We start from the raw sequence: 12160 nt of genomic DNA, 5'->3' as shown, positions 1-12160 counted from the left end.
CAATCATTATGTGGTGAATGGGCGAATTGTTGCATGGTTAATGAGGGCCGTCAGCAGCGGCACGTTGGTGGGGGCGGCCAGGTGGGATTGGAGTTGGGCGACGAGTTGGGGGAGTTGGGGCAGGTTGAACTGGCGTTTGCTGCTGACGATGTACGCCTGGCTGTCGCCGGGGCCGGATGCCTGCGCGAGAAAGGCGGCGACAACGGCGTGCAGCAGGGCGGCTTGCTCCGCCGAGGCGAGGTCGGCCAGGGCGGGTTGGAGGAAGTGGGCGCAAAGATGGTAACACGTTTCCGCCAGCACCCAGTCCGCGCCCTCGCGGTAGGGCCAGGGGGCGGATTCGCCGACGGCTTTGGGCGGGGGGAGGATGAAGGTGAGGGCGGCGGGGGTTGGGGTGAGGATGGCTTGCAGCGCGGGGTAGGCGAGGTTGGGGGTGAGGTGAATGCCGGCATCAAGCGGATGTCCCACAAGTCGCGCAAGGAAGGCAGGCAGTGGGCTGTCGTGGTGGATGGCGCGCAAATCCCGTAATGCTTCTTCCCAGGGGGCGGCATGGTCGGCCCAGAAAAAGGCGGCGATGGCCGTGTCCACGTAGAAATCGGCCAGCGCCTCCGTCCATTCCGCGGCGGCGAAGGTTGCGGGCAAGGGACCAGTGGGGGTAAACGTGGGCCAGGCGGCGTTCAGGGCGGCGGCGAACAGGTCGGCCACGGGAACACGCGCATCCAGGGCGGCGTTGGCAAGTTGAATAGCGGGATGCCGCGCATGGGCGGCGACAAACTGGCGTGTCCGTTTCGCCTGCGGATGAACGGCGTGGACGGTTTGCGCCTGTTCCATTTGCGGCCAGTGGCTGCCGGCCAGCACCGCGCCCACGAGGCGAACGCGATTGTCCAGGGTAACGACAAGTTCAGACACGATAATCCTCCTTCCGTTTGGGCCACAGCCGCCAGATAAGGATGGCCAAGAGGAAGCTGCTAACCAGGTAGAACTGGCTGTAGTATTTGGGATCGGCGGGGAGGCGGGGGACGAGAATATGCCAGGTGGTGAAGCTTTGCAGGGCCTGGATGACGACGGTGCCCAGGAGGCTGCCGGTGCGCAGGCGGATGAGGCCATAAAGGAAGCCCCAAACGAGGAAGAAGAGGAGGGGGAGCGCGCCGGTGAGGACGGATTCACCAAAGAGGAGACTGCCACTGAGGCCGAAGACGACGCCGGCGGCAAGTGTGCCGGTGAGGGGGCCGCGCCAGTCGGCGACGCCGCAGAAGAGGATGCCGAAGGTCCAGAGTTGGGTGCAGAGGCTTTCGAAGACGAGGAGGTAGAAGAAGGTGCGGCCGGCGTCGGCGTTGGTGAGTTGGGCGCTGGGGATGAGGAGGAAGCGGGCGGCGAGGAGGATTAACCAGCCGAGGGTGGCGAAGCCGATGCCGGCATACAACGGCCTCCTCCCACGCAATCCAACCCCCGCCAGACCATACCAGAACAGCGCCAACAGCCAACTCGTCAGGCCGATGCCACCGAGAACAAGCACGCCACGCGCGCGCGGGTCCGCGCCCGTGCGCGGCAGGCCAGACAGACCCGCGAGGAACGCGGCGACCAACAGGGGCAGCAGCAACGAGAGCAAAGCGCGCACAGGGGCGGATAAGGGAGGCGGTTTTCGAGTATTCATGGGCAAATTTTAACACTGAACCAGGGCAAGCGTAAGGCTTTTTCCGATTGGTTCTTTCCTGGTTTCCTGGAGTCACTCATCTGGTATTCATGGATTTATCCGAGGATTTGACAGGGGGGGGATTCTTTTTATAATCAGCCGCTGTTTTGCCCATGACGCATGGGCGTCGTGGCTTGATGCGAAAAATGAGGCTGGCAGGGGCTGTTGGTGTTTGTAAATGCCGGCATCTATTCAACGACAATCACAATGATTACCTCAAGGAGGTTACCATGCTGCAAAAACGATTCTTCAAGACCAAGGACGAATGCGAAGTCACCTTCCAATTTACGCCGGAAGACGCGGACCAGGTCGTCCTCGTCTGCGAACAAAACGGCTGGAATCCCATCCCCATGACCCAGAACAAGGCCGGGGCGTTCCGCGCCAAAGTCCGTCTGCCCAAGGGCGGCGAATACCAGTTCCGCTACCTGGTTGATGGCGTTTCCTGGTACAACGACGAAGCCGCCGATGCCTACCGTCCTAACGAGCATGGCGGCGACAACGGCGTCGTCTTCACCTATAGTAACTAACGCGTAACTATTCACGTCTCCGAGAGATTGGACCAATTTTGTAGACATCAATAAGATTCAACCAGAGCAAATTGGTCCAATCTGGGCAGATGACCTGTATAGTCACACTAACGCATTCATTGCGTGAAACCTTCCCCTACGTGAAGAGCGGTTCAGGTCATACCTGAGCCGCTCTTTTTTGTTTGCACGCCGCCGAAGTCTGTTTTTGCCGGCATATGTTATAATAAGCTCATGCGTTCTGCCGGCATATGCCGGCAACAACAAGATGGAGACCGTACCACATGGCCGGGTCCAAACCCTCCGCCAACAAACCATCCACCACGCCCCCCACTTCCACCTGGGACGAGCGATTGATCACCATGCTGTTGCCGTGGCGCATTGAACTGGTCGGGCTGCTCTGCGCCCTGGCCGGGCTGCTCATTCTGCTCAGCCTGCTGCACCTCACCCGCTCCGCGCCACTAAACTGGATCAGCGGCCAGCTTCGCCTGCTGGCCGGATGGGGAGCCTACCCATTGGCCTTAACCCTCATAGCCCTGGGCGTGCATATTGCCCTGCGCCAGGTCTCCCGCCCCTATCGCGTACGGCCAACGCAGGTCATTGGCACGGAACTGGTGCTGCTTTCCGCGCTGGCCCTGACGCACCAACTCAGCGGCGCGGGATTGGCGGGCGCGTTTGGGGGCAAAGGGGGCGGATTGATTGGTTGGGCGCTTTCGGAGCCACTGCTGGCGTTTCTCGGCCCCATTCTCACCGATGGGTTACAGGTGACGCTGCTGCTGGTAGGCGTCGCCCTGGTCGCCAGAGTGACCTGGAACGATGGCGTGCGCTGGCTGACGCTGGCCTCCACGCGGCTGCATGAGTGGGCGCGACAGTTAGAAGCACAGGCAGCGGCGATGCGCGCGGCAAAACAGGTGACGACGCCACCATCGGCGCAACCCGCGGAAGCGCCGCCGCCGGTGGTCGTTCCGCCACCACCGCCGCCGCGCCCGGCCATGCTGCCGCCACTGTCGCTGCTGCAAGTGGGTAAGGAAACGGCCGTCAGTCCACAGGAGATTACGCAGAAATCGCGCACTATTGAACAGACGCTGATGGATTTTGGTTTGCCGGCCAAAGTGACAACCGTGCGGCAAGGTCCGGCGGTGACGCAGTTTGGGGTCACGCCGGGCTATATCGAGCGCAACGGCCCGGATGGGGAGCCGCATCAGCAAAAGGTGCGCGTGGGACAGATTGCGGCGCTGAACAAGGACCTGGCGTTGGCGCTGAAAGTGCCACGGCTGCGCATTGAAGCGCCCGTGCCCGGGCGCAGCGTGGTCGGCATCGAAGTGCCGAACATGGACATCAGCGCGGTACGGCTGCGGGCGGTGCTGGAGTCGGATGCGTTTCGTCGGCTGAAGAGTCCGCTGGCGGTGGCGTTGGGGCGAGATGTGTCGGGGACGGCGGTAGCCACGGACCTGGGACGACTGCCACATTTGTTGATTGCCGGCACAACCGGCTCCGGCAAATCCGTCTGTCTGGGCAGCTTGATCAGCACCCTGGTCTTCAACAACCCGCCCGACCGCTTGAAGATCGTCCTCATCGACCCTAAAAAAGTCGAACTCTCCCGCTACAACGGCCTCCCCCACCTGTTGGGCAACGTCGAAACGGACCACGAGCGCGTCATCGGCGTCTTGCGCTGGCTGACGGCGGAAATGGATCAACGTTACCAGATGTTCGCGGAACTGGGCGCGCGCAACATCACCGTCTACAACGAGCGGGTCAGCCGCCGCCCGGACGTGCAGCCGCTGCCATACATGGCCGTTTTTATTGACGAATTGGCCGACCTGATGGCCATGTATCCCAGCGACGTGGAGCGCACCCTCTGTCGCCTGGCGCAAATGGCCCGCGCCACGGGCATCCATCTCGTCGTCGCCACGCAGCGCCCCTCCACGGACGTGATCACAGGCCTGATCAAGGCCAACTTCCCCGCCCGCATCGCCTTTTCCGTGGCCTCCACCACGGACTCGCGCGTGGTCTTAGACAGTGTAGGAGCAGAGCATCTGCTGGGGCGCGGTGACATGCTGTTCCTTTCCCCTGATGCCAGCGCGCCTCAGCGCATTCAGGGATGCTACGTAGCCGACGATGAGATTGATGCCATCGTGGCGCATTGGCGGCGGGTTCTGCCAGATTATGATGCGGGGACCGCGCCGTGGGAGGCTGTGCTGGCGCGGATGCAGGTGATTGGACAGACGGATGACTTGCTAGAACAGGCCGTGGCTTTCGCCCAGGAACACGATACGGTTTCCGCCTCGCTGTTGCAGCGCAAGTTGCGCGTGGGCTACCCGCGCGCGGCGCGTCTCATGGAAGCGTTGTATGAGATGGGAATGGTGGAAGACCCGAAACAGGGGGGACGCACGCGGCGAAGTCTCGTCAACGAAGACGACGGAGACGCCCTGGAGCGTTATCTGGAGGAGCAGTCGGATTAAGGCCAACCCAGAAAAATATCGATCCGGAAAAGGCGCGATTCTCTGGATTGGCCTGCGGCTTTTGCGGTATGGAATAGGACCATTCAAATTCCGAAAAAGCCTAAGTAAGGAGCGGAGACGGGCAATTGATTTCCGTTTCTCTCCCCCCTACTCTTTCCACCGCTATAGGAGTATAATAATTCCATGTACTTCGGAAAGGGTCGATGGGCAGGGTGTTTTCGGAAAGCACCCCGGTAGCAGGAATTAATCCTTTCTGCTACCGCTACGGCGTTTGAAGAAGTGTTCTGTGGCGCAAGCACATTTAGGTTTTTTTGAAGAATTCGGCACACAGCCATTTTTCACGGGGAGTTTGTTGCGCCAAAGTATGCAGTATATCCGCCCCAGGCACATTCCTGGTTTGTGCGGGGCAAACACGCCGCCTGCGCCTCAAACGTTGCCGTTTGAGGTCTGAGGCAACCTTCCTGACGACAGAACCTTAACGCGAAAACTAAGTCTTTGTGGATAGACTTTTCGATTAGAGAGTCTATGTCTGTCAGGCAGCGTTCCTTATTTATTCAGGCGAAATACCTTCGCGGCTCCTTCCACCTGATTATCCCCCAAATTCTGGGTGATCCGTGGCGGCAATCGAGCAACCGCAATTTCCCACAGACATTTGTTGCCGGCTCGTTCGCCCCCAATCCCCCGGTGGGTGTATCAACGGCACAAATGTCTAGTGGTCCCTTTCATTTTGACAAGTATTTTAGATATAAGGTGATACGTCTGGCTGACGATGGCTTCGACGAGCGAGTGTCTCCACGCCGCCAAAACGTCAGCAATCAAGCGCAGCGTCATGGCAAGAGCTTGTGCGGCGGCTGTTTGAGTGTGGGCAGAAATGCCGGCATTCTGCCGTGCCTCAAGTCATGTTGTGGAGACTGGTAAATCGGCAAGGATCGCATTGCCGGTCTCAAGGAGTGAGGGCAATGATTTCAGGAAAAGGATTGTATGTCTGGCGGGCGCACGAAGTGCTGCGGCGGATGAATATGAATGCTACGGAAGCGGCACGGACGGCGAAAAATGCCGGCATCGAACACATCATCATCAAAATAGCGGACGGGGGCGACCCCTTCCCCATCCCCGATCAGGACCCCGGCGGCCACCGCGAACGCGCCACCCAAGACCTGATCAACGCCCTAAAAGCCGAAAACATCACCGTCTGGGGCTTCTCCTTTGTCTACGGACAACGTACCATGCCCGAAGACCAGGCCCGCGTTTTCGCCGACCGCGCCAAACAGTTCGGACTCAAAGGCCTTGTCCTCAACGCGGAAAACATCGGCAACAACAAATGGTCCACGACCGAAGGCGGAAAACGCGCCAGCGCCCTCACCCGCAGCCTGCGCCAGGAAATGGGTGACGACGTCCTGCTCGCGCTCAGCACCTACCGCTTCCCCAAATTCCAACCCGGCTTCCCCTTTGACGCCTTCATGGAAGAGTGCGATATCGCCATGCCCCAAATCTACTGGGCAATGCTCGGCGGCAAAGAAGGAGACGCCATCACCAACCTCACCGAATCCTACGAAGACTACAAAGACCGCTTCCCCCGTAAGCTCTTCATCCCCACAGGCGCAGCCTATGGCGAAACTCAGGCGGATAACACCTACTGGAGCGCCACCCCACGCCAGATCGAACGCTTCCTGACGCAAGCCAAGACCCTGGCCCTGCCCGCCGTCAACTTCTGGAGCTGGGAACATGCCTTCAACGATCCGGGCAACACCCGCGTCGGAGGGACGGCTCTGTGGGACGCCATCGCCAACTTCCGTTACGATCCCACCAATCCAAGCGACAGCGGCCTCCCCTTTATCGAACAGGAAGAAGAGCTAGTTATCAACGTTGGCGAACCTGGCTACTTCGACGGCCTGCACACCCAATTCCCCAAAGCCGGATTCACACCCTTCACGCGCCTGGGCCAGAGCATGAAATTCGCCCGGAGCGTCGGCAGCACGCCCAGCAGCGTTTGGGCCATCTGGATGCCCGACATTACCACGTCTGGCAAATACAACGTCAGCGCCTGGATCCCTGGCCTGCACGCCACCACTCGCCGCGCCCGCTACTACGTCCACGGCGTCGTCGGTGAGAACCAGCCGGTCCCTGTGGACGTCAACCAACAGCGTTTCTCCGATGTCTGGGTGTCGCTGGGTATTTTTGAGCTGGACGCCAACAACCCATCCAGTGGCCAGGTGAATCTCACCAATTTTACGGGTGAAGAAGGGCGCGAGGTGGGTTTTGCCGGCATTCGCTGGCACAAAGTCGTGGAAGGCACACCCGGCGTCCTCCTCGCAGACGGATTCGACGCGCCCATCGGCACGGATGCCGAACGCCACGGTGCCCAGGTATGGCCAGGCATGTGGGTGGACGTCAATCCTTACGGTTCGCTCTACACACTGCGCGGCAAATCCGTGCTGCACACAGGCGCGGACCTCAATCTGAATCTCCCCGGCCACTTCGACGCCGACGCCCACGCGCCCGTTTTCGCCGTTGCCAGCGGGGAAGTCACATTTGCCGGATTCCGCGAGGCCTGGGGCAACCTCGTCGTCATCCGTCACGATCCCTTAACACCGGGTGGCCCGCGCGTCTATTCCCGCTCCGCCCACCTGGAGCGGATGGACGTGCAGACGGGTGATCGGGTGCGCCGCGGCCACGTCATTGGCCGCATTGGGCAAGGCGATCCACAAAATCCGGTCCCCTTCCATTTGCACTTCGACATCAGTCCCACCGAAGCTCTGTTTGTCAACCCAGGTGATTGGCCCGGCCTGGATCAGGGCCGAATTGACCGCGACTATGTCGATCCGCGGGCGTTTATTCGCCAAAATCGACCGCAATAACTGGTAATCTGGTCCGGCGACGGCTGCGCTCATGATCGGCCGCCGCCGACCATCGTTCTCTTGAGGATTTAGAAACATCATGCAACTAGAAATACCCCAATACCCGTTACCACAGTTAGCCGTCTTTATTGACTTCGAAAACCTGGCTATTTGGGCAAACGACGAATCGTTATCTTTCTATGTCAGTGATCTGCTCCGCTATTTGTCTCGCCGTGGTCAAATCGCCATCAAGCAGGCGTATGCCAACTGGAAGAACTTTGATGAGTATCGGTACGACATGACGCTGAACGCCATTGACCTGGTTCAGGTCTATAGCGTGGGGCAGGGTAAAAATCGCGCCGACATTCGCCTGGCTCTCGATGCGTTGGAAGTGGCGCTGCTGCACCCGCATATCACGACTTTCGTGATTGTGTCGGGGGATAGTGACTTTGGTCCCCTGGCCAGCAAGCTACACAAGTACGGCAAAAGAGTGCTGGGCATCGGCCCGCACGGCGACCGCTCGCACCGCCTGTTTGTGCGCGCCTGTGATGAGTTTGTGTATCTGAATCAGGTGCTGAACCTGCGCCCGCGCCGTGCGGAAAGCTATCGCCCCTATTCCCCGCCCGGAAATGGCGCACATACGCGCGATGACCGTGAAGAAGACGTCGAAGAGGCGCGCACGTATCTATCGTCTTCCGATTACGATGATGAAGGCGGAGACGGGGAAATCATTACGGAGTTGGTGACGCTGCCTTTGAACGACGCGGAGGCGTTGCGACCCATTTGGGAAGACATCGTCAGGCAAGAACTCCCCCCGAATGTGCCCATTTCCCCTATGGGTGCGCAGAAACTGGCAACGGAAGCGATGGAAGCGCGCAAGATTCAGCGGTTCGGTCGCTCGGTACGAAAGTTCTTGCAGGCGACGCGCGTGATGTGGGAAGCGATCCACGAAGAACACACGGAATCGGAGTTGACGGAACTGCGCTGGCTGATGGCTTCCTATGCTTCGGTGAAGGCCGGGCAGATGCTGAACCGGAAGGATTTTGAAGGCGCGCGTGACTATTATCTGGCGTTCTTTGCCTTGTTGAAGGCGACGGGGAATGTGCAGAATCGCGTGGAAGGGCTGATCAATCCGATGCTGACGTATTACTGGGGCAGCGCGTTTCGGGAAATGGGTATGCGGATGCCAACAGGGTATCAGGGACGGATGTTGATGCCGGCAGAAATTGGCATCAAAGCCCTCGATCACGAAGACCAGGAACTGCGCCAGAAGTGGCAGCAACTATCGGACCACCTGGGCGAAGTCAATCCCGAGCTACTGGCGGACGTGACCAACGAAATAGAGGAGCTGCGCCCCGAACCGACCGATTAGGCGCGCATCGCGTATCATTCATCCACATAAGCACGGCGTACACACCGGCCGCCCGGCCTGGTCTGTACGCCGTGCTTTTTGCTTCCCACCCGTCATGCGCGCGTAGGCAGTGCGTAGGGAAGGCGACAGGAAACTCAGGGAACGGCAGCCCCCATAGCGGCGTTATACGCCTAGACCGGAGCAGTTTTGGGAATTGCCCCAGCCAACGGTTAACAGTCAACCATCGTAACCACTAACGCTCTCTAGAGTGGACCAATTTCACCAAAGAAAATTGGTCCACTCTGGCTTAGTAACCGTCCGAAAACAACTTCACACTTTTCACGGACGGTTACTGACAAGCTATCCCGTTATCCAAACCGCGAACGGCCAACGACCAACCGCCAACTTTCCCCAAAGGAGTTTCCATGTACTACGATGATCCGACCCAGCCTGTGCAATATGTACGCGAAACGCGGCAGCCGCGGCGGCGTGGCTGCCTGGGAGGGTGTTTTAGCCGGCTGCTGCTGGTGGGGTTATTGGGTGTGGGGCTGTTGGTTTTTGCCGGCATCCTCATCGGCGGAACCCTCGTCTACAACCAACTCAACCAGGACATCGAACAAGGCATCGCCGCCCTCGACGCCGCCCGCACCCGCGACACCTTCGAAACCACCCGCATCTTTGACCGCAACGGCCAACTCCTGTGGGAATTCTTTGGCGAAGGCAACCGCACCCAAATCCCCCTCAGCCAGATACCCCAAAACCTCATTGACGCCACCATCGCCATCGAAGATGACTCCTTCTACGAAAACAACGGCCTCGACGCCCCCTCCCTCGTCGCCGCCATCATCGCCAACCTGCGCCACCCCGAAGGTCGCCCCATCGGCGGCAGCACCATCACGCAGCAGCTTGTGCGCCACGTCGCCTTCGACTACGACGAACGCACCGCCGTCAGCTACAACCGCAAAACAAAAGAGATCATTCTCGCCTGGATCATGAACCGCAAATACAGCAAGGATGAAATTCTGGAACTGTATTTGAACGAAATATATTACGGCAACCTGGCCTACGGCATTGAAGCCGCCGCGCAAACCTACTTCGAGATACCCGCCCGCGACCTCGACCTGGCACAGGCCGCCCTCCTCGCCGGACTACCGCAAAGCCCCATCGAACTCGACCCCCTCACCAACCCGGACGCGGCCAAAGAACGGCAGTGGCTCGTCCTCAGCCAGATGGTGCGCGACGACAAAATCAGCCAGGAAGAGGCCAACGCCGCCTACCTGGAACCCCTCACCTTTGCGCCACAAGAGGTCAGCCTGGTCGCGCCCCATTTTGCCGTCTACGTGCGGCAGCAGTTGGAGGCGCAGTTCGGCGCGGACGTGGTGGCCAACGGCGGCCTACAAGTGACCACCACCCTTGACCTGGATTACCAGCGGCTGGCGGAACTGCTGGCGCGGCAGCATGTGGCCGCACTAGCAGCGGACCACCATCTCACCAACGCGGCCCTGGTCGCCCTCAAACCGGGCACGGGGGAAATTCTGGCGATGTTAGGCAGCGTGGATTACAAGGACGAAACGATTGACGGCAACGTCAACGTGGCCCTTTCGCCACAACAGCCCGGCAGCGCCATCAAGCCCATTACCTACGCCGCCGCCCTGTCTCCCGACCCGAACACGGGCACGCCCACCTGGACAGCCGCAGACCTGCTGTGGGATGTGCCCGTCTCCTATCCACAGTTCGACGGCAGCACCTATAGTCCCGTCAACTACGATGGCCGCTTCCACGGCCCGGTGCGGCTGCGGGAGGCGCTGGCGAACAGCTACAATGTGCCCGCTGTGCTGCTGCTGCAAGATATTGGCATTTCCCGCTTTCTGGAGCTGGCGCGGCAAATGGGCGTCAGCAGTTTCGACGCCGACCCTAGTCGGTATGGCCTGGCGCTCACGCTGGGTGGCGGGGAAGTGACGCCGCTGGAACTGACCGCCGCTTACGCTGTCTTTGCCAACGGTGGGTTCCGCATTCCCCCGGTGAGCATTTTGCGCGTGAGCAAGACGGATGGCACGGTGCTGTATGAGGTCCAATCTCCCGAACCGGAACAGGTGCTGGATCCGCGCGTGGCTTACTTGATCAGTAATATCCTGGACGATGACGCGGCGCGCGTGCCGGCAATGGGGCGTAACAATCCCCTCGCTCTCCCCTTCCCCGCCGCCGCCAAAACAGGCACCACCAACGATTTCCGCGACAACTGGACCGTCGGCTACACGCCGGGGCTGGCAGTTGGCGTGTGGACGGGGAACACGGACAACAGCGAAATGATCAACGTGAGCGGCCTCACGGGAGCCGCGCCGCTGTGGTCGGCGTATATGCAAGCGGTGTACGCGGACTTCGATCTGGTGGCGCGGCTGGCGGGCGGCGGGGCGCAGCCGCCGACGGCGTTTGTGCAGCCGGCGGGGTTGGCGCAGAAACCATTGTGCGCGCTGTCGTCGGTGACGCCGGGGGCAGGGGATTGTGTTTATGCCGGCAACGAATGGTTCTTGCAACCAGACGTCGATGCCCCCACGCCCACGCCGACCGCGACGCAAGATCCCGCGGACGAGCGGGTGGTATGGGAAATGTTAGAGCCGGGGGTGTGGCGAATGCCGGCAATCCCCCTCCCCCCCAACATCATCACCACGGCAACCACAGACGACCAGGACGCATTGCCACCGCAGCCATTTTGCCAGTTCGCGCCGGGCGTAGAAGTAGCCCTGCTGCCCCCCAACGCACTGCCGCAGGTATTCCTCACCGCCCCGCGCAACCCGGAAAGTCTGAAAGGCGCGTATGCGTGGGCAGAAGCAAATGGGGTGGTTGTTATGCCGGCAGCCCCCTGCACCGACGAATTACTCGCCCAGGCCCGCGATCCCAACGCCCCCGCCGTCTGGCGCATCACCAGCCCCAGGGCCGGCGATGAAGTCAGCGGCATCCTGCCCATCATGGGCACGGCGGACTTCGATCCGGGCGTGGTGCAGTTTTACAAAGTGGAGGTGCGCCTGGGCGACAACTGGATTACGCTGGGTGACACGCACAACACGCCGGTCGTCAACGGGGTTCTGGAGAGTTTGCACGCGGATGGATTGCCGGCAGGCCCAACCGAAATCCGCCTGATCGTCATCCTCTGGGACGGCAACTACGTCGGCGAACCCTACACCGTCCCCATCACCATCGTCCGCCCTTGATTCGAAGCCACGGGAATTGTCGATGTAAAACACGGATAACGGAAAGTCGAACAAATGAACTGGCCTATGGTATAATCCGCTTCGTAA

At 60.3% G+C, this 12160-nt stretch carries 8 protein-coding genes; 6 read left to right on the top strand and 2 right to left on the bottom strand.

All coding sequences use genetic code 11. The annotated features are described in order from the left end of the window. Positions 1 to 6: 6 nt before the first annotated feature. Together H6650_03280 and H6650_03275 are read right to left on the bottom strand one after the other, a co-directional pair. Complete coding sequence (locus H6650_03280) at positions 7 to 906, bottom strand: hypothetical protein (GenBank protein ID MCB8951015.1); 900 nt, start codon at positions 904 to 906, stop codon at positions 7 to 9. Next, complete coding sequence (locus H6650_03275) at positions 899 to 1651, bottom strand: hypothetical protein (GenBank protein ID MCB8951014.1); 753 nt, start codon at positions 1649 to 1651, stop codon at positions 899 to 901. The genes H6650_03280 and H6650_03275 overlap by 8 nt, the downstream gene beginning before the upstream one ends. A gap of 269 nt (positions 1652 to 1920) precedes the next feature. On the opposite strand from H6650_03275, the gene H6650_03270 reads away from it, so the two are divergent. From H6650_03270 to H6650_03245, 6 genes are all read left to right on the top strand, one after another. Then, positions 1921 to 2217, top strand: coding sequence for an isoamylase early set domain-containing protein (locus H6650_03270; protein ID MCB8951013.1), 297 nt, complete (start codon positions 1921 to 1923; stop codon positions 2215 to 2217). A 281-nt stretch (positions 2218 to 2498) separates the two neighbouring features. After that, the gene (locus tag H6650_03265) at positions 2499 to 4676 is read left to right on the top strand and encodes a DNA translocase FtsK (GenBank protein MCB8951012.1); all 2178 of its coding nucleotides are present in this window, start codon (positions 2499 to 2501) and stop codon (positions 4674 to 4676) included. 525 nt (positions 4677 to 5201) lie between these two features. Then, positions 5202 to 5594: a hypothetical protein gene (locus tag H6650_03260; protein MCB8951011.1), complete on the top strand. Its 393-nt coding sequence runs from the start codon at positions 5202 to 5204 to the stop codon at positions 5592 to 5594. 41 nt (positions 5595 to 5635) lie between these two features. Next, positions 5636 to 7534 carry a peptidoglycan DD-metalloendopeptidase family protein gene (locus tag H6650_03255; protein ID MCB8951010.1) on the top strand — a complete coding sequence of 633 codons (1899 nt, stop codon included), beginning with the start codon at positions 5636 to 5638 and terminating at the stop codon, positions 7532 to 7534. A 79-nt stretch (positions 7535 to 7613) separates the two neighbouring features. Further along, positions 7614 to 8885, top strand: a complete 1272-nt coding sequence (locus tag H6650_03250; protein ID MCB8951009.1) for an NYN domain-containing protein — start codon at positions 7614 to 7616, stop codon at positions 8883 to 8885. A 404-nt stretch (positions 8886 to 9289) separates the two neighbouring features. Next, complete coding sequence (locus H6650_03245) at positions 9290 to 12073, top strand: transglycosylase domain-containing protein (GenBank protein ID MCB8951008.1); 2784 nt, start codon at positions 9290 to 9292, stop codon at positions 12071 to 12073. The last annotated feature ends 87 nt before the right edge of the window (positions 12074 to 12160 follow it).

It is taken from the genome of Ardenticatenales bacterium (genome assembly GCA_020634515.1).
GTDB lineage: Bacteria > Chloroflexota > Anaerolineae > Promineifilales > Promineifilaceae > JAGVTM01.
Note: the sequence above shows the minus strand (reverse complement) of the source record. Positions and strands in the feature narration are given on the sequence as shown.